Raw genomic sequence first — 24624 nt, 5'->3', positions numbered from 1 at the left:
TATTCCGTTTTAATTAATTACTTGGCGCATTTTGCAATGGGTGAGCCAGAAAATATTGGCGTAATCCAGCGTGAATTGCGGCTGCAAGTTTTTCTTGGTAAGCATCAGAAGTGAGCAGTTGCTCTTCAGATGCATGACTAATAAATCCAGTTTCAACCAAAATAGAAGGAATATCTGGTGAACGTAATACACCTAAACTTGCATGTTCTGGTGTTTTTTTATGCAGTGAACCGACTTTTCTTAGCTCAGATAACACAGCAACCGCAACGTCATAACCCACACGTTGTGAATTACCAAACTGTAAATCTAATACAGTCTGACTTAAATAAGGATCTGCACCTTCAGCCAAAGCATCACCCGCACCACCTAACAATTCTGATTGTTTCTCACTCTGTTCAAGCCATTTACCTAATTCGCTATTTGCACGACGATTTGAAAGTACCCATACAGAAGCGCCTCTGGCACTATGATTAGGTGCTGAGTCCGCATGAATAGAAACCAACATATTCGCGCCTTGTTTACGAGCGACTTCTGAACGACCTGCAACAGAAATAAAGTAATCCCCATTACGAGTTAATACGGGTTTAAACATTGGGTCATTGCGTAAACGAGCTTCTAGTTTTTTAGCCACACTTAAGGTGACATCTTTTTCACGCATTCCCTTTTGCCCAATAGCACCTGGGTCTTGACCACCATGTCCTGCATCAATAGCGATAATAATTTGACGCGAACTGGCTGTAGGTTTGGATGGTGTAGCACGAGGCTCAACTCTTGCGGTTGGCGCTACTATTTGTGTGGTGGTTTGTGTCGTTGCTGGTTTCACTGATGTCATTGGTGCCATATTCATACTGGTAGAAGATGACGATAATCTCACCGTACTTATCGAGGTTTGAATATTTGCGCTTTGGCGCGAATTTAAACCTTTGAGAGTAAGTACTAACTTATAGCTATTTCCTTGAGCACTAATGCTTTCTGTCACCGCTATAGGTTGGGCAAGTTCAAGAACTATACGCTGATATTGGCTATCTTGTGATTGGCTAGTTCGTATTTTATGAACCAATTGATTTGCACTTAACGGTGTAGGTAATCCCGCTATTTTAGTGCTCTGCTGAAAGTCGATAACTAAGCGATCTGGGCTTTTTAGCGAAAAATATTTATAACCCGGCTTCCCATCACTAAAAGTAAATGTGAGGGTTGTTAATGATGCGCTATTTTCTACTTTAACTTCTGTTACTGTTGCAGCATATGCCGTTTGCACAAAGAAAAGCGAAATAAGAAACAACAAAAAGCCAACGAAATAACGCTGACTTTGGCTCACCATAGTGACGAGATTTGACATAATCAATATTCCTTTATGCAGACTGAATACGGGATAAAACGGTATTCCCTCTTTGTGAAAGGGCTACAAAACGGGCTGTTCTGCCTTCATTTTCATAGTTTAAATGAAGCTCTAAATCTGCGCTTGGTAAGAAACCTTCACCTTGAGAAGGCCACTCAATTAAACACAGTGCATCTTGTTCAAAATAGTCTCGTATTCCCATAAATTCTAGTTCTTCAGCAGATGCTAGGCGATATAAATCAAAATGATAAACAGGATTTGGCGACAGCATATATGGCTCAACTAGCGTATAAGTTGGACTTTTTACATGACCTTGGTGACCAAGTGCTTGTAAAAAACCTCGGCTAAAGGTTGTTTTTCCAGCCCCAAGATCACCATATAAATAAATAATCAATCCAGTATTATCAGCTGCAATAGCAACAGAGCGCCCCAATTTTACTGTAGCGGCTTCATCTTTCAGTGTAACAACCCATTCTTTCATATTCATATAATCTATTGTTAGGTAATAACGGCCAAGAAAAGCAAGATCTTTGGTTAAAATCAAAAGCCAAGCTTTTTGTATTCTCTTAAGGTAAATAGCTATCTAAATCAGTGATCAAATAACCATATCATAAATCTATTTATCACGAGGATTTTTCCTAATGCCTCTCTATGATACACTGCGCGCTCTTAGGACTCACCTCTTACCTATTTATTCGGTTTATCATGCCATTACTTGACCTCAATCTCCTCGCACAAAATATCAAATTATGGGGCACTGAACTCGGTTTTCAACAAACGGGAATATGTGATACCGACTTATCTATAGAGGAACCTCGCTTACAGGCGTGGTTAGATAAGCAATATCATGGAGAGATGGCATGGATGGCAAAATATGGAATGACTCGCGCAAGACCTCATGAACTTGTGCCTGGCACTTTGCGCGTTATCAGCGTCAGAATGAATTATCTTCCTACTGATGCAGCTTTTGCCCGAACACTTAATAATTCTGAGCAGGGTTATATCAGTCGTTACGCTCTTGGCAGAGATTATCATAAAGTATTAAGACAACGTCTTAAAAAATTAGGGGAAAAAATTACACAATATTGCCAACAGTATGAGTACCAAAATATTGTTAATTTTCGCCCTTTTGTTGACTCTGCACCGATTATGGAACGTCCTCTAGCCGTTAAAGCTGGACTTGGCTGGGTTGGTAAACACTCACTAGTTATCAACAATAAGGCGGGGTCGTGGTTTTTCCTGGGTGAATTATTGATAGATTTGCCCTTACCTATCGATTCATCAGTTGAAGAGCAATGCGGCAAATGTGTTGCTTGTATGACAACCTGCCCAACAGGTGCCATTATTGAACCTTATACGATAGATGCTCGCCGGTGTATTTCTTATCTCACTATTGAGCTTGATGGCGCAATCCCTGAAGAATTTCGTCCTTTAATGGGCAATCGCATCTATGGATGTGATGATTGCCAACTTATTTGTCCTTGGAACCGTTTTTCATCACTCACTGAAGAAGATGATTTTTCTCCTCGACGAGCTCTTCACACCCCTGAATTGCTGGATCTTTTCCATTGGACAGAAGAGAAGTTTCTTCGCATTACTGAAGGCTCACCGATCCGCAGAATAGGCTATCTACGTTGGCTTAGAAATATTAGTGTGGCGTTAGGAAATGCGCCTTACCAAGATAAAATTGTACTTGCTCTGCAAGAACGCTTTGGTTTAAGCGAAGTTTTAGATGAACATTTACATTGGGCGATATCACAGCAGACAACCAAACGTAATGATAAAGAGATAAAAATACAGACTTCGAAGCAAAAACGCCTAGTAAGAGCTATAACTAAGGGCTTACCTAGAGATGCTTAATTTTTAATAGTCTTAATCAATCTGGAACTACAGATAGTTTCATCTGTGAATAAAATAAAAATCCCTTGCCTATCAACATGAAGAAAAAATTCAAGCGAACCAAGACACAATTTTTAAAAATTTAGAATAGACTTAAATATCAAATAGATATGACAGAACACAATTTGAGAGTAAAAGAGAATAACATTATCTTTTTATGATAACGCCCTGTGGATAACTCTGTGCAGTAAAAAAATTAATACGACTTAGACGCGGCGGTTATCAGCATCTGACTGTGGATAATTCAACTTGGGAATATATTAAGAATAGTAAGATATATATCACATTTTTTTAAAGAAAAGCGCTAAAAATACTTTCCTTCATTTAAAACACTATTCAACTTGTTTTTAACAAAATAAAGACCTAAAAACAGAAAAATAGATCTAATATCTAATCCCCCCTGAACGAGGAAAGGCGCACATTCTAGTGCTGTCAAAATAGAAATGCAAGGAAAGATCGAAGATAGATCACAAAAAAATAGCTTGATCTTACTGAGAGTTACAATATTGATCTTTTTACAATAAAATCGCCCGCTTTCATTTTTAGAACACTAAGTAAAACCCACTAAACAAATACCATAAATAGTGTAGTCGATATTAAAAAAAGCGAGAGAAAAAACGTAAAATTTTTTATGAGGATTAAAAATCAGATTTAGTAAAACAGAAGAGAAAAAATTGGAGCGGGAAACGAGACTCGAACTCGCGACCCCAACCTTGGCAAGGTTGTGCTCTACCAACTGAGCTATTCCCGCATTTGGTAAGGTTTAGATAATTATCAAAGAAATATTTGGAGCGGGAAACGAGACTCGAACTCGCGACCCCAACCTTGGCAAGGTTGTGCTCTACCAACTGAGCTATTCCCGCGTCGCATAATACTGATAACTATCAAAGAAAGATTGGAGCGGGAAACGAGACTCGAACTCGCGACCCCAACCTTGGCAAGGTTGTGCTCTACCAACTGAGCTATTCCCGCATCTTTCTTACACCCGTACTAACGAAATTCTTCATCGGTACGGGAAGCGCATTATACGAGAAAAAAGCTTAACCGCAAGCCCCTGGCACCAAAAAAATGTATTTTTTTCACTGCATGCTGATAAAATCACCATAATGGTGCAATATCCATCATAAATAAGGATATTTTATTTTTGAATAAAGGTTTCACGATAATAAGCAAGCTCAGCAATAGATTCTCGAATATCATCTAACGCCTGATGTGTATTTTTCTTGGTAAAGCCATCTAAAATTTCTGGCTTCCAGCGACGAGCCAACTCTTTTAATGTACTCACATCAAGATAACGATAATGGAAGTACTGTTCTAATTCAGGCATATAACGAAAAAGAAAACGTCGGTCTTGTCCTACACTGTTACCACAAATTGGAGAAGCACCCTGTGGTACCCACTTTTCTAAAAATGTTATAGTGGCTTTTTGTGCGGCAAAATCATCATATTGACTCGCTTTAACACGTTCGACTAAACCACTACCCGTGTGTGTGCGTGTATTCCAGTCATCCATTAAATCAAGCTGTTCTTGCGACTGATGTACAGCAATAACGGGACCTTCAGCTAAAATATTAAGTTGAGGATCTGTCACGATAGTAGCGATTTCAATAATGCGATCACGTTCAGGATCAAGCCCCGTCATTTCCAGATCTATCCAGATAAGATTGCTCTCGTTTTTTGACATAATATTTCCTAGCTGTTTCTAAGAGTGAGACATGATATTTTAGCGCTATCATAACGCGTTTACTCAATAAGCACGACAGAAGAACATCTAACCGAATAACACAAGTGAGGATCGGTGACAAAACGTAAATTATCTAAGGGCCAGCAACGCCGAGTACAAGAAAATCATAAAAAGCGTTTGCAGAGCAAAGAGAAAAAAAACCACGTTGAATTAGACGATACACAATTAGGTGAAGCAGCTGAAGGTTTGGTCATCAGTCGCTTTGGTCAACATGCAGATATCGAAGCAACTGATGGCACGATAACTCGATGCAACATACGACGGACTATTTCATCATTAGTTACTGGCGATAAAGTCGTCTGGCGACCCGCGTTACAAACGCAGGAAGGTGTGCGGGTTAATGGGATTGTCGAAGCAGTGCATGAGCGAACTTCTGTACTTACTCGACCTGACTATTATGATGGCATAAAACCTATTGCCGCCAATATTGACCAGATTATTGTTGTTTCCGCCATTTTACCTGAGCTCTCTCTCAATATTATCGACCGTTATCTTGTTGCTTGCGAAACATTAGATGTCGAGCCACTTATTGTGCTCAATAAAATTGATATGTTAGATGCTGAAAGTAGAAAAATGGTAAGTGAGTGGATGCAAACTTACAAAAACATTGGTTATCGTGTTGTTGAAGTTTCTAGTCACACTAAAGAAGGTTTAGATGAGCTGACACAAGAACTTATTGGTAGGATCTCTATTTTTGCAGGTCAATCAGGTGTTGGGAAATCAAGCTTACTCAATGCACTACTGCCACCAACACAAGAGAGCATTGTTGTTAATCAAGTCTCTGATAACTCAGGTTTAGGTCAACATACCACTACGGCTTCGCGCCTTTATCACTTCCCTCAAGGCGGCGATGTTATCGACTCTCCAGGTGTTCGTGAATTTGGCTTATGGCATTTAACACCTGATCAAGTCACTAAAGGTTTTATTGAATTTAGACCTTATCTTGGCGGCTGTAAGTTCCGCGATTGTAAGCATTTGGATGATCCTGGTTGCCTGCTTAATGAAGCCGTTGAAAAAGGTGAGATCAACGATATTCGTTTTGAAAATTATCACCGAATTCTAGAAAGTATGAGTCAGGTGAAAGTTCGTAAGAACTTTAATTCAGACTCTTAATAACAGATTCACTGACAACCCTATCAAGGGTAGGTACAATAGACCCCTTTTGTCTATTTTTTATCGTTCAATCCTAGAGGTTGCCATGTTGGACAAGCTAAAAATTAAACTACAGTATTTATTGCCTAAATTATGGCTAACACAGCTCGCAGGTTGGTTTGCAAATAAAAAAGCTGGTAGCATCACTCAATTTGTTATCAAAGCTTTCGCCAAAGCTTATAACGTTGATATGAATGAAGCAAAAGAGAGCCAATTTCAGGCTTACTCTACATTCAATGATTTTTTTATTCGTGCATTAAAAGAAGGCGCTCGCCCTATCGTTGATGGTGAGAACCAACTTGCATTACCTGCTGATGGCGCAGTTAGCCAATTAGGTCTGATACAAGATGATCAAATTTTACAAGCCAAAGGTCATCACTACACACTAGAGGCATTGCTTGCCGGTAACTTTATGCTGGCAGATATGTTCCGTAATGGTCAATTTATTACGACTTATCTCTCTCCTCGCGATTACCATCGTGTGCATATGCCTTGTGACGGTTTGCTAAAAGAGATGATTTATGTACCTGGTGATCTTTTTTCTGTGAACCCATTAACTGCTGCTAATGTACCTAATTTATTTGCTCGTAATGAACGCATTATTTGTCTTTTTGAAACCGCATTTGGTCCAATGGTGCAAATTCTTGTCGGTGCAACTATCGTTGGTAGTATTGAAACGGTTTGGTGTGGCATGGTAACTCCGCCACGCGAAGGCATTATCAAGCGTTGGACTTATCCTCAAGCAGATAAAGTAGGGGCAATTTTCTTGAAAAAAGGGGAAGAGATGGGTCGTTTTAAACTAGGCTCAACCGTTATCAACCTTTTCCCAGAAAATAGTGTCCAATTGAATAAAGATTTAGTAAATGGCTCCGTTACATTAATGGGGGAACAATTGGGTTCCATTATTAATGTCGTTAGCAACGAAAACACCATCATCAGTGAATAACACGTAATTCGGAGTATATCTTTGTGCGCCTGATAATCAGTCTGCTCTTCACGCTCTTTCTGACTGTTTCAATGAGTACATCAGCACTATCTGCTGATGTAGCGAAATTACGTCAAGACATTAAACAACTTGAAGGAAGTACCAATCCTCAAGATATCGAGACTGTTCAGGCGCTACAAGGTACTATTAATTGGATAAATGATGGCGAAAAGGCACAAGCAAGTGCCGATAATTACCAAAAAGCGATTGATGAATATCCTCAAATGACACAAGAGCTTAGAACCAAGCTTCTTGAAGAGAGTAATTCACTCCCCTCTATTCCTGAAAAAATCAGCATACCTGACCTTGAACAAAAAATTATTCAAGTCAGTAGTCAACTGATGGAGCAAGCAAGGCTCCAACAACAAGAACAAGATAAAAGCCGCGAAATAAGTGAGTCATTAAACTTACTTCCTCAACAATTATCTGAAGCTCGTCGTCTACTTAGCGATGCAACTGCTCGCCTTGCCTCAGCAAGCACCTCAACCACATCACTTGCAGAAGCACAAAACAAGCTGACACAAGCTGAAGTGAATGCACGTAAAGCAATGGTAAATGAGCTAGAGATTGCTCAACTGTCGGCAAACAACCGCCAAGAAATTGTACGACTACGTCTTGAATTATTTAAAAAACGCTACCAACGACTCGATGTACAATTACAGCAACTACGCAGCTTATTGAATATTAAACGCCAAGAAGTTGCCGACCTTGCTTTAGAAAAAACAGAGATGTTAGCGGAACAAGGTGGTGAACTTCCTGAGTTTTTACGTAAACAAATTCAAACTAACCGTGAGTTATCTCAAATCCTAAATAAGCAAACACAGGAGATGAGCCAATTAGCGGAAAAACAGCGGATTACCACACAACAAACCCAACAAGTACGCCAAACGCTCACCACAATTAGAGAACAAGCACAGTGGTTGAGCGGTTCAACCGCATTAGGCGAAGCATTAAGAACGCAACTTTCACGCCTACCTGAAATGCCTCGTTCACAAGAATTAGATAGAGATATCATTCAATTACGTGTTGAACGTCTAGGTTATGAAGATATGCTGGAAAACCTTAATAAAATCCAGCCACCAGAACAAACCGCTGATGGTGCTAAGCTACCAGAAGCACAGCAATATATTTTTGATTCATTAATTCAAGCTCGACATGAATTACTCAATTCACTGCTTTCGGGCTATGATTCGCAAATTCTGGAATTAACCAAACTTAAAGTTGCTACAACTCAACTCTCCGATGCATTAAGAGAAACAAAAGATGCAACGAATCGTTATATGTTCTGGGTTGCAGATGTTAGCCCGATAAAATTTAATTATCCGGTTCTGTTAATTAAAGATATTACTCGCTTACTCTCATTAGATACTTTTTCACAACTTGGGCATGCCGCAATTAACATGCTCAAAAATCAAGACACCTTCTTATACCTATTTGTGACATTATCTATTGTTGGCTTTAGTATCCGCACACGAAAGCACTACAACGCCTTTCTTGAAAGGGTTAGTAATCGCATTGGTAAAGTAACACAAGACCATTTTTCACTCACGGTTCGTACTGTTTTTTGGTCTATTTTAATTGCACTTCCTTTGCCGCTTTTGTGGTCAGCCGTTGGTTATGGTTTACAAAGTGTTGAGTGGCGTTATCCTATGGCGGGCGCTATTGGATATGGTGTAACAGCCGCAGCGCCTGTTTTATGGTTGTTTATGATAAGCGCAACCTTTGCACGCCCAAATGGTCTGTTTATTTCACAATTCAAATGGAAAGAGAGCCGCGTTAAAAAAGCGATGCGCTTTTATCAGCTCTCTATTTTTGTCATCGTTCCATTGATGATGTCACTTATCACTTTTGAATATTATAGTGATCGTGAATTTGCCCCTACCGTAGGGCGTTTTTGCTTCTTATTACTCTGTATTGCGCTAAGTTTTATTACTTCCAACCTGAAAAAAGCCCATGTACCTCTCTATTTAGATAGACACGGTTCTGGCGATAATATTATTAATACTATTTTATGGTGGTTCTTACTTGTAGCGCCTGTCGTTGCAGGATTTGCCGCCGTTTTAGGTTATCTTTCTACATCGATTGTTTTACTTGGTCGCTTAGAGATGTCTGTGGCAATTTGGTTTGCCTTACTAATTATCTACCATATTATTCAGCGTTGGATGCTTATTCAGCGCCGTAAACTTGCTTTTGAAAGAGCAAAACAGAAGCGAGCTGAAATTTTAGCCCAGCGAGCAAAAGGCGAAGATGAAAATACTATCATCAGTAGTAGTGGTGAAGGTTTAGCAGGACTAGAAATTGAAGATCAAGCTATCGACCTTGATGCAATTAGTGCGCAATCTATCGATTTAGTTCGTTCGATTCTCACAATGCTCGCTCTCGTCTCCATGATATTGCTCTGGTCTGAATTAAATACAGCATTCTCATTCGTTGGTAATATTAGGCTTTGGGATGTGACATCATCAGTAAACGGTGTAAATACTATTCAGCCAATTACTATGGGGTCTATTCTTGTTGCCGTGCTTGTCATCATTATTACTGCACAGCTCGTCAGAAACCTACCAGCACTGCTTGAGTTAGCCATTTTACAGCACCTTGACCTTACGCCGGGTACAGGTTACGCCATCACAACAATGACCAAATACAGCATTACCTTAATAGGCAGTATTGTGGGTTTCTCTTTATTAGGCATTGAGTGGTCGAAATTACAGTGGCTTGTTGCCGCAATGGGTGTTGGTCTTGGGTTTGGCTTACAAGAAATTTTTGCCAATATCATTTCAGGGCTAATGATCCTCTTTGAAAAACCAATTCGTATTGGCGACACAGTGACAATTCGTAATCTAACGGGAAAAATCAGCAAAATTAATACCCGCGCCACCACATTATCAGACTGGGATAGAAAAGAGATTATCGTTCCTAACAAAGCATTTATTACAGAGCAGTTTATCAACTGGTCACTATCAGATTCGATAACACGTATCGTAATGACAATACCAGCACCTGCTGAGTGTAATAGCGAACAAGTAACCAATGTGCTATTAGAAGCCGCTCAACGCTCTACGCTTATCTTGGATAATCCAGCAGCCGAGGTTTACCTTGTCGATCTTCAACAAGGTATTCAAATCTTTGAGTTACGGGTTTATGCGGCAGAAATGGGACATAGAATGCCAGCTCGCCATGAGATACACCAAAATATTCTCGCTGCATTTGCTGAGCATGGTATTGCATTACCATTCCCGCCATTCCAGGCTAGAGTAGATATGATGGGCAATACTATTCGTAGCACGACACGAAATTCTCAACGAGAAGTAGGTGGGTTGTAGTTTGTCCTCATCAATTATTTTGATAAAAAACCGCTATTTTGCAGAAAAAAGAAGCTGAATGGCGGTTATTCTTTTCTATCTCTTACTTGTCTCGTTCTCTTTTATCCTAAAGTAAAAATATCCGCGTTTAAAATTAATGCCATTCCTCTTTCATGATCTGTACAAATTTAAATCAATTTGTTTGCAAATTACTCAGTAAATTACAATCAGATACACTCTTTCGCCTCTTTTTTGTTAAATAAAACTAATAGATAATAACAAGTGAAACTACTTGTTTTAAGTAGAAATAAGATGGTAATAAACAGAGCATCATAAAATGGACAACTATACTTCCCACGGTTTACCTAGCAATATATCTTTGCTCAGTTTATTTCACTAATACGATATAAATTTTAAGAAAGTGAAAATTGATTTACTTATGTGATTATTATCATCTATTAAGTAGAACCCAGATATGCCGCTAATACTCGACCCCTTCTTTTATTTCACTTTAATTATCGCTATCACAAAGAATAGTTTCTTATTTATTGATCAAGATCATTAATGATACGTTTTTACCCCCATTGAACACTCATAAAATGAGTACAGATATACCTCTTTTAGAGTTTAATTTCATAAATTAGAATTAGAATCACACTTAAATAGTATTAAGCTAAATATATTGCAGCCTAAGTTAAATATACATTTCTCTTTTCTAAAACTACTAGAACAGCTTTACGTAGCAAATTCATTCCACAAAGCGAGATATAACACCTAAAATATTCTAATTTAGACTTATTTTTTGCTCTTTTTGTATTTCAATTTTTTTCACTACCATAATGTTCACTTCCAAAAAAATATAATAGTCATCATTAATACTATTTTTAGCTAATCATGCTTCTTTTATTTTTTAAAAATAGTTATAAAAAATAGAACCATAAAATAATAAACATTCAAATAAAAATTTAATCATTATTAATTGGAATTCCAATTAATAATGACAATATAAAAATAAAAAAAAATAAAAAACCTTAAATATAAAATAAAAAATCAATTTATAGTTTTATAGTGAAGATAAAAAACAGTAATAATAATTACAAAAAAAACACCAAATTTAATTAATTAAAGTCAATAAAAAATAAAATAAACAAAAAATAAAAAACACATGATATTAAATATAAAAGAGTGTATCTAATTAAAAAGTAGTAACAATTATCATAATGTTAATATTTATTGAACTCAATTTAAAAAACAGTATTAACACCTATTAACAATGCTAAGATATATTGCTAGCTTCATTTGTAGTGAGTAATTAATAAACAATAATAAAAGGCTCCATTATGGAAAAATCACGCACAACACTTGATCAATGGGTCACCTTACAAGCTGTCGTTGATTACGGTGGATTCGCTCAAGCCGCTGAAATACTACATAGAACCCAGTCTTCAGTGAGCTATACTATTAGTAAGTTAGAGCAAATTCTCGGTATTGAAATACTTTCACTAGAAAAAAGACGTGCGGTGTTAACGCATGAAGGTGAATTACTGCTTGAGTTATCAAGAGAGATCACTGAAAAAGCGATATCCTTAGAGAGAAAAGCAAAAAAAATCAAGTTAAACAATAAGTTAAAAATAAACATATTGATAGACCCACTATATGCATCTGATTGTCTTTTAAATAAAATCTCCATTTTTATTCGAGATAACAGGCATTATGATGTCAGTATTAATAAGATTTCACTCAGTAAATCAGATGTTTTATCTCAAAAAGAGAATGACCTTACTATTACTCATCACTACATAAAATCATTGCAACCCATTGTATTAAAAAGCATTAAAACAGTACTGGTTACACATCCTGAACACACATTACAAAACTATTCCAATGAGGAACTTTCTAAACAATTACAACAACATACCTACATTTCACTATTACCAGATGATTCGAATAATAATCATAGTATACAAAACGTTAACGTAGGTTCTGTTGAAACTGCACTTAACTTAATTAAACACAGCATTGGTTATTCGCGTTTACCATTGTCACTTATTCAAGATGAATTGAATAAAAAAACAATAAAACAATTAAATATGCAGGAAGAAGATAAAGAATATAGATTCTATCTATATATGAATAAAAACTCATTTCCTGTGGAAGATATTAAAAATTTATTATCAATAATAAGTAATAAAAATGCATAGTTAATTATTAAGCAATAACTGAATCTACTTAATTAAATAAACAAACATTAAATAAATCGATAGTGAAACAAAAAAACTCATGTAAATGTTTATTAACTTAACAAATAAGCAATGTTATATTTTATTCGCATACCTTCTATGCGAATAAAATATATACTTATAAATTAATTATTAAAGACTAAAAAGTAAATTCCTTTACTTTTTATATAGGACTGACCATGAGCAAATTAAATAAATCTCTCTCGTTATTAGGGATGAGCCTCTCTCTACTTTCTGCTCCTGCGGCTTTTGCTTCAGGCACCATTAACTTTACCGGAGAAATAACTGATCAAGCTTGTACTGTTGATAGTTCTTCTAAAAATCTAACTGTAGATTTAGGAAAAGTTTCATCGAAAAGCTTAACAACTAAAGGCAACGTTGCTGGACTTAAAGACTTCACCATTAAACTTGTAGACTGCCCAGCAAATACAACTGTTGCAGTTCGTTTTGGTGGTACTCGTGATGCTGCTGATAGCGATATCTTAGCGATTAACACTGTTTCTGGCGGCGCTTCTAACGTCGGTATCGCCCTGTTTGAAAAAGATGCTGTTTCTCAAATCAACCTATATGCAGACTCAAAAGAAGTCATTATTCCAGGTACTGCAATTAACTTAGATTATGTTGCTCGTTATAAAGCAACTGCGAAAGCCACACCAGGCCCTGCTAACAGCTCTGCTGTATACAGCATCCAATATAAATAATAAAAATAGAGGGTAATCTTTATTACCCTCTCCCTTTTTGCTCAACTTTATGGCTACTTATGAAAAAGCATATTTTTTTAATTCTACTTTTGTTGTTTTCTCTCATAACGGTAAGCCATGCTGCTGGAATAAGTGTGGGAGGAACTCGCTTTGTTTATAACGACAGCAAACGTGAGATAAGTATTCCGATAATGAATACTGATAACGAAAAACCTTATTTAATTCAGAGCTGGGTTTCAGCTTATGAAGGCACAGAGAAATCACCTTTTATTGCAACTCCTCCGCTTTTTCGTATTGAGCCCGATAGTACGGGTACAGCACGAATTTCTTATACTGGAGAGCCTTTAGACTCAAACCAAGAAGTGGTTTATTGGTTAAATATTAAATCAATTCCACCAATTGAAAAAAGCCCAGAAAACCAACTGCAATTAGTGATTAATTCACAATTTAAGCTTTTTTTACGCTCAAATGATATTGATCCTATGGATTTCAATAACGTCAAATTATCACAGAAACCCCAAGGACTTGTTATCAACAACGACACACCTTATCACCTCACGATTAAACATATTTTAATTGGTGATAAGCGTTATCCATTTGATGATTTTATTAATCCTCACCAAGAAACTGTATTGCTGAAAGAGAGCAATATTCATCAGAAAGTGACCGTTCAGTTTATTAATGATTACGGCGCAACCGTAGATAAAGTATTAAATTAAGAGCGTATAGCGATGTCTTCATCAATAATGGCTTTATCAAAAAAACAGTCTGGTTTCTCGACTGAACATCATCGCTACTGCATGATTGCCATAGCGATGAGTGCCGTACTATTTCCTTATGCCGCACTAGCAGACAACATGTTCAATCCAGAAGCGCTCAATTTAGGTGTCGAAAATCAGGTTGCTGATATCAATAATCTTGACTACTTCTCTTATGCAGGTGGTCAACTTCCGGGTATCTACTCTGTTGATATCTATTTAAATGAAAAATTAATCGATAACCGCCAAATTCGCTTTATCTTTGATGATGATAAAAAAGCATTAGTACCTGAAATCACAAAACAAGATTTACTTAATTGGGGCGTTAAAGAAACGGTTACCCCAATCTTAGAACAGCAGAGTGACACCGCGACAATTACAAATATTGAGAATGTTATTCCTAATGCCGCACATAAATATGATTTCTCACGAGCCCGTTTATCATTCTCTATCCCTCAAATTGCTTTATACAATTATGGACAAGGCTATATCCCTGCAACAGAGTGGGATGATGGTATCAATGCGGCCTTTGTTAACTACACCTATCGCCAAAATAAATACTGGTATCACGATCAAAAAGATAGCAACAGTGTGTTTCTAGGGCTTCGTAGTGGCGTAAATGTAGGTGCATGGCGGTTACGTAACCACAGCACTTACAATAAAAATGGCGATAATGCTTCAGAATGGAATAACCTACAAACCTATGTTGAACGCGATATTCGTCGTTTAAAAAGTCGTTTAACTATCGGAGAAACCGCATCCGATGACGGTATTCTTGAAAGTACGCCGTATCGCGGTATTAAATTAGCCTCTGATGAAAGTATGTTACCTCAAAGCCAACGTGGTTTTGCGCCTGTTGTCAGAGGTATTGCACAAAGTAATGCCGTAGTTACTGTTCGTCAAAATAACAGCGTGATTTATCAAACTTCTGTTCCACCAGGAGAATTTGCTATATCCGATCTCTATCCCACCTCTTATAGTGGTGATTTGCAGGTCACAATAGAAGAAGCTGATGGCACAACCAGAACCTTTTCTCAGCCTTTTTCTGCGGTACCGATGATGCAGCGTGCGGGTAGCGTAAAGTACAGCGTCGATATTGGTAAATATAATGCTGATAATGCAGCTAGAAAGCCGAGCTTTTTGCAGGCAACTGCCATCTATGGTCTACCTTATAATCTCTCTGTTTATGGTGGTACGCTGTTATCAGCCGATTACCAAGCGTATGTATTGGGTACAGGCATAAACTTAGGATATATAGGTGCAGTATCAACCGATATTACCCATGCTCGCACTACGCTACTTGATGATACTGATGCTCAAGGACAATCATACCGCATACAATATTCAAAATATCTACCAGAAACCAGAACGGGTTTTTCATTAGCTTCTTATCGTTATTCAACGAAAGATTACTATGATTTCTCATCAACTAACGAATCACTTTCGCATCTTAATCATAAGAAAAAACAGTTTCAGGTTTCTATTTCTCAGTCATTAGGCGATATCGGTTATCTCTCTTTAAATGGTTATCAGCAATATTATTGGGATCGAGACAGAATTGATCGTAATGCGACATTAAGCTTTAACTCAAATTATCGCACGATGAGTTATAGCGTCTCTTATGCTTACAATAAACGCCAAGATAATAAATTAACAGATCAAATCCTGTCGATAAGTCTAAGCATTCCGTTTGATATTTCCAATAATAACAACTGGTTAAGCTATCGCTATAATACTAGTAAACAAGGCGATTCTATTAGTTCAGTAAGCTTAAGTGGAACACAATTAGAAGATAACAATCTTCAATATGATATTTCACAAAACTATAATCACACACGTCAAGAATTCAGTGGCGCAGTAAACAGTAACTATACAGCGTCAGGCGGTGAACTGAGTGCAGGTTACAGTTATGACAAGCGTTATCAGTCAGTGAATTGGGGTGCAACGGGAGCATTATTAGCCCATCAGGGGGGTATTACACCTTCTCGTACTATTTATGATTCAGCCATTTTGATTAAAGCAGAAGATGTTGATCATTTAAAAGTCAGTAGTACGCAAAGTTTATACACCAACTCTCAAGGCTATGCGGTGATCCCAAATGTGTCTCGTTACGAGCGCAATAAAGTCACCGTTGATCCTGCTTCTTTAACGGGTAATAACGACGTTGAATTAACCACAACCACCGTGACTCCAACCAAAGGTGCCATTGTTTTAGCTGATTTTAAAGCCAGAAAGGGTGCCAGAGTTCTCGCTAGTCTGCGTTATAACGGCACAACATTACCATTTGGTACACAAGTTGAGATTTACCAAGGTGATCGCGTTGTTTCCAGTGGGATCATTGCCAATGAGGGTGAAGTTTTCCTTAATGGAGTACCTAAACAGAGTTTATTACTTGCTAAATGGGGCAATAGTCAAACAGAACAGTGTCAAGCCTCACTAAAAGTAGATCTCTCAATAGAAAAAATTCAATTTTTACAGCTAGATTGCAGATAGGTGATAGATATGAATAAGTATATAACGCTAGGTTGTCTGTCTGCTCTTTTGTATACATCAACCAGCCTTGCAGAGTTTAGAGCTGATTTAACAACAAAAACAGTAAGTTACACAACACCTATTTATGTATCAAGAAGCGCACCAATATTAACAGAACTTGCGACTATCGATTTAGGTTCAATGTATGCATGGACATGGTGGAATACAACTGGCGCTGTTAGACCTGGGATCTATTTACCAGGTAGTTTATCAGCTTCTAGTCCTAAAGTGGGTGGCGCTTATGTTAAGGAGCTAGGTTCTAGCGGTATCGGCTATACATTGCATGGCACTATCAGTGGTGGTTGTAGTGGATCTGCTTATGTTGATGGTCAGCAAAATATTGATGGTAACTACAGTAATCGTCTTATTTGCTCATCACTTTTGAGTCGTAGTAATTATAGCGTATCACTAAAAATGACGCTGTATAAACTACGTGACAATGTTAAATCACAAACAATACCTAATACATGGGTAGCGATGTTAATTTTATATAATAATGGTTTTATTACCCGTGACTATTATGGAAATATTGAGCCGAAAATTAATCTCGCACCATTAACCATTATTTCAAGTGGTTGTGATGTCGTGAATAACAATATTAATGTCCCTATGGGATCAGTTGCAAAATCCAGTTTTAATGGCGTTGGCTCTGTTAGCCCTGACAGTATTAATGGCTTTAGTATTGATTTGAGTTGTGACCCAGTATCACCGATTAAAATTAGATTTGATGGTGCTACTGATAACCAAGCAGCAGGTACGATAGTCTTAAATAATGCCAACGACACCAATACGGCAAAAGGTTATGGCATACAAGTTAAGTATCAAAATCAGCCGATTAAGCTGGGGCAATTAATGACTATTAGCGAAAGAAATAATAGCGCAGGTCATTATTCAATTCCGCTAGAAGCCGGCTATATTCAAACATCAGATACAACAAAAGCAGGTAAAGCAGACGGTACATTGCAATTCACCATGCAATATCACTAATCTTAGTTGATGATTGGCTAACCATTTGATTTTAATAAGGCAGAATATCAATTCTGCCTTATTAATTTATGACATGCTAACGCAAAAGAACAATTAAACTTGGTAGAGTTTACGTAAATAGTGAGGAACTGCATCATCCACGTTAGAGCCAATCACTTCCATATGAGGTAGCAGGTCTTTTAGCATTTGATGAGCATTTTGCATAATACAGCCCTTACCTGCCATTTTCAGCATCTCTTTATCATTCATGCCATCACCAAATGCAATAGCATCATGAATGGTGTGCTGCATCAACTCGGCAACTTTCTCTAATGCTTCACCTTTTGATACACCACCAGCCATAACTTCTAAGCAACTACGCAGTGAGAAACTTACATTAACTTTATCGCCCCAGCGCTGGTTAATTTCATTTTCTAGCTTTAATAACAAATCATGATTTTGTGAGGTGAAAAAGACCTTACAAACATCAGTGGTTGGAAAAGCCGTTTTACCAAATAATTTATAATTAAATACAGACTCTTGAAAAAACTCACAAAATTCAGGTGTTTCTTTATTGATATACCAGTAATCACCACTATAGATGTTGGTTTCAACTTCTGGATGATCAAATACCATTAATGAAAGGTCGTAAGCTATCTCAGGTTCAAGATCTTGGCTAAAAATCAGGTCACCATGAGTATTGTGAACTCTCGCACCATTAGACGTTATCATATAAGCGTTAATGCCTAATCCATCACGGATCTGTGCGACATCAACATGATGACGTCCTGTTGCAAAAACAAAGTGCACCCCTTTGTTAATAAGCAAGTGCAAAGTTTCTTGAGTATAGGGAGTTAATAAATGATTGGGTGATAACAATGTGCCATCAAGATCTGAAGCGACTATCGAATACATACACATTCCTGATTAAAATAAATGCTTATCATAAAACTCACAAATTTCACTTAATGCTTGTGAGCGTAGCTTATCTATTTCGAACAAGATTTCATGATGCGCACCCTCAATCACCAGTGGCAGTTTTTGCTTTTCTTCTCTTGTTCTGGACTGACTATACTGTTCACAGAAAGCCCTTAACTCCCGATTATCTACCACTTTATCTTGCTCGGCTTCTAGTACTAATAAAGGGGTATTAATCTCTCCCGCATGTTCTATCAACCAATTTCCTGTTTGTAAGCTTTCCCCCATCCAATGATATGTGGGACCACCTAATCGTAACTCAGGGAAATCAGCGTAATAACGTAAATAACGACGGTATCTTTCATGGCTATGCGTTAACACATTCAGAATAAACGGTAATGGAAACCACTTCCCCGTTGATGCCGCATAGTTATTTCTATCTGATAAATTCTGCTCTGCTCGGCTGACCAAAAAATTAGCAACCCAGCGAGGTATGGGTAAATTAATACCAAACATAGGTGCACAGAGTGCTGCTGCTTTAAAGATATTGGGTTTTCGTAGAAGATACCCTGCTAATATTGCACCACCCATTGAGTGAGCTAAAGCAAAGTAATGTTTATATTGATAAGGCAACACTACGCTATCGATAAAAGTCGAAAAATCATCAATATAGTCACTAAATTTTTCTACATGTCCTTTTTGAGGATCATCGAGCATTCGACCAGAACGACCTTGTCCACGATGATCAAGGAGAAAAACATCATAACCCACATGAAAAAAATCAAAGGCAACTTCAGGGTACTTTACATAACTTTCACTACGCCCTGAAGCAATAACTAGGGCTTTATTGTGCGAAGGTGACCGCCAATAAACATAACGTATCATAATGCCATCGATACCAACAAACTCACCTTCTTGACGCTGGTTCCAAAAATCTAATAAGGCGCCATTCGTAAAAGCAGAAAATTGCTTTTCACGTGATAACCACATGTATTTAAAAAGAGTGGTTTTCATAGGCTCTCCTCACTTCGTTATTCAAAACCCTCAATATGGTCGCGGATTAGCGTCATAAAAGCGGGACCAAAACGTTCTAGTTTCCGTTGTCCTACACCATTAATTAATAACAGCTCATTAGGATAAACCGGGCACTGCTCTGCCATTTCAATAAGAGTGACATCGTTAAACACCACAAATGGCGGAATATTCTCTTCATCAGCAATAGATTTACGTAATTTACGCAATTTCGCAAATAGTTTTCTATCGTACTGCCTATGGCTGTGTTTTGTTTGCTGATTACGTCCCTTTGTTGGACTTAACAGTCTAGGTACGGCTAATTGCAACGGAATTTCGCCCCGTAAAATAGGTCTTGCCGTTTCTGTTAATTGCAATGCAGAACGGTGAATAATATTCTGTGTCACCATTCCTAAATGAATTAATTGGCGAATAACGCTTACCCAGTGTTCATGGCTTTGCTCTTTTCCAATACCATAAACAGGTAATGTGTCATGAGCAGTATCACGAATACGTTGGTTATTCGCACCTCTCAATACCTCAACAATATACCCAATACCAAAGTGCTGTCCTGTTCGATAGATACAAGACAATGCTTTTTGTGCATCGACTAAACCATCATACTGTTTAGGAGGATCAAGACAAATATCACAGTTTCCACAAGCATCTTGGCGATGTTCATCAAAATAATTTAATAGCACTAAACGTCGGCAAGTTTGAGCTTCAGCAAAAGCACCCATTGCATTTAGCTTATGGGTTTCTATCGCCTTTTGGTCACTTTCAGGTTTTTCATCTAAGCAACGACGTAGCCATGCCATATCCGCAGGATCGTAAAATAATACTGCTTCAGCAGGTAAACCATCTCGTCCCGCTCGTCCTGTCTCTTGGTAGTAAGATTCAATATTACGAGGGATATCAAAATGTACGACAAAACGGACATTAGGCTTATTAATACCCATACCAAAAGCCACTGTTGCTACGACGATTTGCAGATCATCACGCTGAAAAGCATCCTGCACTTTTGCACGTTCAACGATTTCCATTCCAGCATGATATGCCGCAACACTTAAACCTCGTTTGCTCAGTCGTTCTGCTGTTTCTTCAACTTTGCTACGACTATTACAGTAAATAATGCCTGACTTACCTTTTTGACCGCGAATAAATAGCCAAAGTTGGTCTAATGGTTTGTATTTTTCAACCAAAGTGTAGCGGATATTGGGTCTATCAAAACTGCTGACGTGAACTAAAGGTGAACGCAATACAAGCTGATTGATTATATCGTAACGTGTTGTGTTATCAGCAGTAGCAGTTAACGCAATAATAGGAACATCTGGGAGATATTGACGTAATAGACCAATACCTCGATATTCAGGGCGGAAATCGTGCCCCCACTGTGAAATACAGTGCGCTTCATCTACCGCTAATAATGCGGGTTGCCACTGTACTAAATTATGAAGAAAGCTCTCCATCATTAAACGTTCAGGAGCAATATAGAGCAGTTTTATTTCACCTTGTTGACAACGCTTTTGTACATTGAATTGTTCTTCGCGTGTTTGTGTTGAGTTGAGATATGCCGCCTCAACACCATGAAGGCAAAGCTGATCGACCTGATCTTTCATCAATGAAATTAGGGGTGAAACAACGACAGTGAGCCCATCAAGCAAAAGCGCTGGAATTTGATAACAAAGGGACTTTCCACCACCCGTTGGCATAACAACTAAACAGTCACGCCCTGTAGTAATAGTATCGATAATTTCTTGCTGGCCAGGGCGAAATTGTTGATAACCAAAGGTATCACGCAAAATTATCTGAGCTGATGGCATTGAGTTAAGAACTTCTGCTGTGGACACACCGTTCCTCTGAAAAGCTGATTAAAACTATGATGAGGAGTAAAAGAAAAGGCACCAGTTGGGTGCCATCATCATTTGTAGAACTATGCTACCCCAGAACGAGGAAAATTACAGCATATCATTAAGCATCACACCAACACCAATACGTGTCTGACGAAAGTCATAATCAATCATTGACTCGCCATAACCACTAAATAACTGAGTGTAAAAACGCACATGTTTAGTAATCGGGTAGCTCCAACCTAATTCAGCAGCACCATAACCACTGTTCCAGTTATATCGCCCCGTTGCAGTTATGACACTATCACCTAATTGATAACCCGCTTTTAAACGGTAATAGCCCATATAACGGTTAATTTCTGGATTATCATCATTCTGGGCACTTTCACTAAACCGATACCATGGTTTTAAATCGAGTTGGAAATTTCCCTTTTGTGCCATAAAACGGGCATAAACACGATTCCAGCTACGCGAGGTAGGATCAGAACGACCATTTGATTCGTGATTAAAACCAGTCTCTATTTCGCGCAATGTCCAACCAGCAAAACGGTAATCAGTTACCCAACCTAAAAAGAGTTGTGGCTCATAGTTGGTTTCACGAAAAGGAGCAGACTCTTTCTTATTACTTAATTGCCACCAAGAGCGTTGAGTATAAGATGCTGCTAATACTGAATTATCACCCGCGATGCCACGCCAAAGTGGAAAAGCAAGGCTTAACTGAAATTTCACTTCATCTTTTTTGGCTTTATCACCCCAATCATAACTTGCGATAGCCTCTTTATTCATATCAGAGGTTTTTGTATAGATAATATAGTTTGATTCATAGGGATAAAGCACAAAAGGAGAATCATATTCTTGCAATAAACCAGAAATAATACTGCCCTGAACAAGCGGTGTAGGAGAAAAAGAAGTCAATGCTTCTGACGCTGTTCCCCATGCTGGATAGCATAAAATCACCGCAAGCAAAGAACGGATGTAACGCATAGTTAATTATCCTGTGTTATTGATAAATAAGAGAAGGAGTTAGCACTAACTGACTACTCAAATCTTATAAATGCGATTTATTACACTTAAGTTTCCATATTTTACACGTAATTTCCATTAAATCTCGTATATTTTAGCGTCATTATATTTATAGCACGAATAGGAAATTACCTTTTCGTCATGTATTATTAACATTATATTAACGTTGATAGTGTAATACTAAGAGGGCTAAAAATGGAAAAGCAGTTAACACTAGAAGAAGCGCAAGCTTTAATCGGTCATGTCTTTGTGTATAAAATGCCATTCAATCAACTTATTGGTTTAGAACTTGTCCGTTTTGAGCAAGATTACGCAGATATTCAATTTCGCTATCAAGACAAACTGGTTGGTAATATTGCCCAACGTATATTACATGGCGGTATGATTGCCGCTGTTCTAGATGTAAGTGCAGGGCTTGTTTGTGTGGGCAATGCCTTAACACGGTTAGCGCCAATATCCCAAGAGCAGCTCCAGCAAAAACTCGCTAAAATGGGTACTATTGATTTACGTGTCGATTATTTACGCCCAGGGCATGGAGAAATCTTTACTGCAAGTAGCCATATTTTACGCAGTGGCAACAAAGTTTCCGTCGCTCGTGTTGAATTGCACAATGAAAAACAAGTTCATATAGCAAGTGGTACAGCAACTTATATTGTTGGCTAAAGGTGATGGTGTACTGAGATGTTTGGAATGTTATTAATTACTTGTAAAAATGTATACCTAATGACACATTAGAGATGTCATTGGGTATGATAACCCCGTCACAATTTTCCTTTCCATCAATTCCAGAGATAGCATGAGCCAGAAAAACACGATGAAAGGCGTCTTATGTGCCTTAGGTGCCTATTTTATCTGGGGTATTGCCCCTGTCTATTTTAAAAGCATTCAAGAAGTGCCCGCAGAAGAGATCCTGACACACCGTATCTTGTGGTCTTTCTTTTTTATGTTGATCTTAATGACGGCAAGCCGTCATTGGCCTTATTTACGTCAACTTATCCGTCAACCTAAAAAAATATTACTCTTAGCGTTGACTGCCGTAATAATAGCGAGTAACTGGCTAATTTATATTTGGGCGGTAAACCACGGATTTATGTTAGAAGCCAGCCTTGGTTATTTTATCAACCCACTTGTTAACGTACTTTTTGGCATGCTCTTCTTAGGTGAGCGTTTTCGTCGTATGCAGTGGATTGCCGTTGGATTAGCCTTTACTGGTGTCCTAATCCAGTTGTGGCAATTTGGCTCTGTGCCTGTTATCGGGCTAAGTCTTGCTGTGACATTTGGTCTTTATGGATTACTACGTAAAAAATTAGGTGTTGATGCACAAACTGGCATGACCATTGAAACCCTTTGGTTATTCCCTATTGCTTTAATATACATTCTATTTTTCACCCATTCACCAACCAGCAATATGATGGAAAACAGTTGGTCATTAAATACATTGCTGATTGCTGCAGGTGTTATCACTACGATCCCACTCCTGTTATTTACAGAAGCAGCTCAACACTTGCGCTTATCTACATTGGGCTTTTTCCAATATATTGGTCCAACGTTAATGTTTATTCTCGCAACAATGGTTTATGGCGAAAGTATTGACTCAGAGCGTTTGATCACCTTTGGCTTTATTTGGGTTGCGCTTATTCTGTTTACATTAGATGCGTTATACACACAACGCCGACTAAGACGTTCTTAATTACCTCGTTTTTACTCTTCCGTCGAATTGCCTATGGCAATAAAGGCGGAAGAGAGCTGCTTTTTCTTATCTGATTTCAGTAATGAACTACGCGCCATCTCTTCGACATAGCGGTACGTTCTCTTTATTAAAAAAACAGGTGAGTTAAAAACACGAACACTACGTTGCCAAACTATATTAAATAGATTTACTTGGGGTACAAAATTACGTTGGCGCTGTAATTGTCTAATATAGGTGTCTTCTTCACTGTTTAATTCAGAGGGACGATAAAAATCCTGTTTGATGGGGAGTGGAGATAACGCGTCTGTTGATATTGAGTCCTCGACTGATTCAACCACAATTTGTCGGTATTTCGTTGTTTTATTTAATGAATTTACTGTGTCTAAATTATAAGAATAGTAATACGATAGAGGTGCTATTTTCATAAATTAATATCCTAAATAGAAGTTTACTCAGGAATTATTTGCCAACTATCGCCCTATGACCGCAAAAAAAAGCCCCTATCTACCACTGA

At 38.0% G+C, this 24624-nt stretch carries 19 protein-coding genes and 3 tRNA genes; 11 read left to right on the top strand and 11 right to left on the bottom strand.

Translation table 11 applies throughout. The features are described from left to right. Positions 1-13: 13 nt before the first annotated feature. Both ABN099_RS11305 and tsaE read right to left on the bottom strand, forming a co-directional pair. Positions 14-1339, bottom strand: a complete 1326-nt coding sequence (locus ABN099_RS11305; protein ID WP_349463874.1) for an N-acetylmuramoyl-L-alanine amidase — start codon at positions 1337-1339, stop codon at positions 14-16. Between the two features lie 13 nt (positions 1340-1352). Beyond that, positions 1353-1820 carry a tRNA (adenosine(37)-N6)-threonylcarbamoyltransferase complex ATPase subunit type 1 TsaE gene (tsaE, locus tag ABN099_RS11300; protein ID WP_349464077.1) on the bottom strand — a complete coding sequence of 156 codons (468 nt, stop codon included), beginning with the start codon at positions 1818-1820 and terminating at the stop codon, positions 1353-1355. A gap of 224 nt (positions 1821-2044) precedes the next feature. Here tsaE and queG point away from each other — a divergent pair, with 224 nt between their 5' ends. Beyond that, on the top strand, positions 2045-3199 hold the full coding sequence (gene queG, locus ABN099_RS11295; protein WP_432807506.1) for a tRNA epoxyqueuosine(34) reductase QueG: 1155 nt from the start codon (positions 2045-2047) through the stop codon (positions 3197-3199). Positions 3200-3913: 714 nt separating this feature from the next. Here queG and ABN099_RS11290 read toward each other — a convergent pair. The 4 genes from ABN099_RS11290 to orn all read right to left on the bottom strand — a co-directional run bounded on the left by ABN099_RS11290 (position 3914) and on the right by orn (position 4922). Continuing rightward, positions 3914-3989 (bottom strand) — tRNA-Gly (locus ABN099_RS11290). A 36-nt stretch (positions 3990-4025) separates the two neighbouring features. Then, positions 4026-4101 (bottom strand) — tRNA-Gly (locus ABN099_RS11285). A 33-nt stretch (positions 4102-4134) separates the two neighbouring features. After that, positions 4135-4210, bottom strand: a tRNA-Gly gene (locus ABN099_RS11280). Positions 4211-4376: 166 nt separating this feature from the next. Further along, the gene (orn, locus tag ABN099_RS11275) at positions 4377-4922 is read right to left on the bottom strand and encodes an oligoribonuclease (RefSeq protein ID WP_349463872.1); all 546 of its coding nucleotides are present in this window, start codon (positions 4920-4922) and stop codon (positions 4377-4379) included. A gap of 114 nt (positions 4923-5036) precedes the next feature. Between orn and rsgA the strand changes: the two genes are divergently transcribed. The 8 genes from rsgA (at position 5037) to ABN099_RS11235 (ending at position 17639) form a co-directional block, all read left to right on the top strand. Further along, positions 5037-6095, top strand: coding sequence for a small ribosomal subunit biogenesis GTPase RsgA (gene rsgA, locus ABN099_RS11270; RefSeq protein ID WP_349463871.1), 1059 nt, complete (start codon positions 5037-5039; stop codon positions 6093-6095). Positions 6096-6180: 85 nt separating this feature from the next. After that, the gene (asd, locus tag ABN099_RS11265; RefSeq protein WP_349463870.1) at positions 6181-7080 is read left to right on the top strand and encodes an archaetidylserine decarboxylase; all 900 of its coding nucleotides are present in this window, start codon (positions 6181-6183) and stop codon (positions 7078-7080) included. Positions 7081-7103: 23 nt separating this feature from the next. Next, complete coding sequence (gene mscM, locus ABN099_RS11260) at positions 7104-10442, top strand: miniconductance mechanosensitive channel MscM (RefSeq protein ID WP_349463869.1); 3339 nt, start codon at positions 7104-7106, stop codon at positions 10440-10442. A gap of 1319 nt (positions 10443-11761) precedes the next feature. Further along, the gene (locus tag ABN099_RS11255) at positions 11762-12622 is read left to right on the top strand and encodes a LysR family transcriptional regulator (protein WP_349463868.1); all 861 of its coding nucleotides are present in this window, start codon (positions 11762-11764) and stop codon (positions 12620-12622) included. A gap of 218 nt (positions 12623-12840) precedes the next feature. Then, entirely contained in the window at positions 12841-13362 is a 522-nt protein-coding gene (locus tag ABN099_RS11250; protein WP_349463867.1) for a fimbrial protein, read from the top strand. A gap of 59 nt (positions 13363-13421) precedes the next feature. After that, complete coding sequence (locus tag ABN099_RS11245) at positions 13422-14081, top strand: fimbrial biogenesis chaperone (RefSeq protein ID WP_349463866.1); 660 nt, start codon at positions 13422-13424, stop codon at positions 14079-14081. Between the two features lie 27 nt (positions 14082-14108). After that, the gene (locus ABN099_RS11240; protein ID WP_432807510.1) at positions 14109-16613 is read left to right on the top strand and encodes a fimbria/pilus outer membrane usher protein; all 2505 of its coding nucleotides are present in this window, start codon (positions 14109-14111) and stop codon (positions 16611-16613) included. 9 nt (positions 16614-16622) lie between these two features. Next, the gene (locus ABN099_RS11235) at positions 16623-17639 is read left to right on the top strand and encodes a fimbrial protein (RefSeq protein ID WP_349463864.1); all 1017 of its coding nucleotides are present in this window, start codon (positions 16623-16625) and stop codon (positions 17637-17639) included. A gap of 93 nt (positions 17640-17732) precedes the next feature. On the opposite strand, the gene yigL is transcribed toward ABN099_RS11235, so the two are convergent. The 4 genes from yigL to pldA form a co-directional block, all read right to left on the bottom strand. Next, complete coding sequence (gene yigL, locus ABN099_RS11230) at positions 17733-18533, bottom strand: sugar/pyridoxal phosphate phosphatase YigL (protein WP_349463863.1); 801 nt, start codon at positions 18531-18533, stop codon at positions 17733-17735. A 12-nt stretch (positions 18534-18545) separates the two neighbouring features. Next, positions 18546-19550: a lysophospholipase L2 gene (gene pldB, locus ABN099_RS11225; protein ID WP_349463862.1), complete on the bottom strand. Its 1005-nt coding sequence runs from the start codon at positions 19548-19550 to the stop codon at positions 18546-18548. A gap of 17 nt (positions 19551-19567) precedes the next feature. Continuing rightward, the gene (recQ, locus tag ABN099_RS11220) at positions 19568-21397 is read right to left on the bottom strand and encodes an ATP-dependent DNA helicase RecQ (protein ID WP_349463861.1); all 1830 of its coding nucleotides are present in this window, start codon (positions 21395-21397) and stop codon (positions 19568-19570) included. Positions 21398-21505: 108 nt separating this feature from the next. Continuing rightward, positions 21506-22381, bottom strand: coding sequence for a phospholipase A (gene pldA / locus ABN099_RS11215; RefSeq protein WP_349463860.1), 876 nt, complete (start codon positions 22379-22381; stop codon positions 21506-21508). Between the two features lie 234 nt (positions 22382-22615). Here pldA and ABN099_RS11210 point away from each other — a divergent pair, with 234 nt between their 5' ends. Further along, positions 22616-23083 (top strand): thioesterase family protein, encoded by a 468-nt coding sequence (locus ABN099_RS11210; protein ID WP_349463859.1) that lies wholly within the window; start codon positions 22616-22618, stop codon positions 23081-23083. A 133-nt stretch (positions 23084-23216) separates the two neighbouring features. Beyond that, positions 23217-24110, top strand: coding sequence for an EamA family transporter RarD (rarD, locus tag ABN099_RS11205; RefSeq protein WP_349463858.1), 894 nt, complete (start codon positions 23217-23219; stop codon positions 24108-24110). Between the two features lie 11 nt (positions 24111-24121). Here rarD and ABN099_RS11200 read toward each other — a convergent pair whose 3' ends face one another. Next, positions 24122-24535, bottom strand: a complete 414-nt coding sequence (locus ABN099_RS11200; protein WP_349463857.1) for a hypothetical protein — start codon at positions 24533-24535, stop codon at positions 24122-24124. Positions 24536-24624 lie beyond the last annotated feature (89 nt).

Source organism: Proteus hauseri (genome assembly GCF_040139125.1).
Lineage (GTDB): Bacteria > Pseudomonadota > Gammaproteobacteria > Enterobacterales > Enterobacteriaceae > Proteus > Proteus hauseri_B.
This window is presented reverse-complemented; position numbering and strand designations above follow the sequence as displayed.

Excerpts from the sequence above, each read along its gene's own strand:
- ABN099_RS11235 (WP_349463864.1), top strand. The coding sequence starts at position 16,623 with ATGAATAAGTATATAACGCTAGGTTGTCTGTCTGCTCTTTTGTATACA.
- tsaE (WP_349464077.1), bottom strand. The coding sequence starts at position 1,820 with ATGAAAGAATGGGTTGTTACACTGAAAGATGAAGCCGCTACAGTAAAA.
- orn (WP_349463872.1), bottom strand. The coding sequence starts at position 4,922 with ATGTCAAAAAACGAGAGCAATCTTATCTGGATAGATCTGGAAATGACG.
- rarD (WP_349463858.1), top strand. The coding sequence starts at position 23,217 with ATGAGCCAGAAAAACACGATGAAAGGCGTCTTATGTGCCTTAGGTGCC.
- ABN099_RS11305 (WP_349463874.1), bottom strand. The coding sequence starts at position 1,339 with ATGTCAAATCTCGTCACTATGGTGAGCCAAAGTCAGCGTTATTTCGTT.
- ABN099_RS11200 (WP_349463857.1), bottom strand. The coding sequence starts at position 24,535 with ATGAAAATAGCACCTCTATCGTATTACTATTCTTATAATTTAGACACA.
- asd (WP_349463870.1), top strand. The coding sequence starts at position 6,181 with ATGTTGGACAAGCTAAAAATTAAACTACAGTATTTATTGCCTAAATTA.
- pldB (WP_349463862.1), bottom strand. The coding sequence starts at position 19,550 with ATGAAAACCACTCTTTTTAAATACATGTGGTTATCACGTGAAAAGCAA.
- pldA (WP_349463860.1), bottom strand. The coding sequence starts at position 22,381 with ATGCGTTACATCCGTTCTTTGCTTGCGGTGATTTTATGCTATCCAGCA.
- queG (WP_432807506.1), top strand. The coding sequence starts at position 2,045 with ATGCCATTACTTGACCTCAATCTCCTCGCACAAAATATCAAATTATGG.
- ABN099_RS11255 (WP_349463868.1), top strand. The coding sequence starts at position 11,762 with ATGGAAAAATCACGCACAACACTTGATCAATGGGTCACCTTACAAGCT.
- yigL (WP_349463863.1), bottom strand. The coding sequence starts at position 18,533 with ATGTATTCGATAGTCGCTTCAGATCTTGATGGCACATTGTTATCACCC.
- ABN099_RS11245 (WP_349463866.1), top strand. The coding sequence starts at position 13,422 with ATGAAAAAGCATATTTTTTTAATTCTACTTTTGTTGTTTTCTCTCATA.
- ABN099_RS11210 (WP_349463859.1), top strand. The coding sequence starts at position 22,616 with ATGGAAAAGCAGTTAACACTAGAAGAAGCGCAAGCTTTAATCGGTCAT.
- ABN099_RS11240 (WP_432807510.1), top strand. The coding sequence starts at position 14,109 with ATGGCTTTATCAAAAAAACAGTCTGGTTTCTCGACTGAACATCATCGC.
- ABN099_RS11250 (WP_349463867.1), top strand. The coding sequence starts at position 12,841 with ATGAGCAAATTAAATAAATCTCTCTCGTTATTAGGGATGAGCCTCTCT.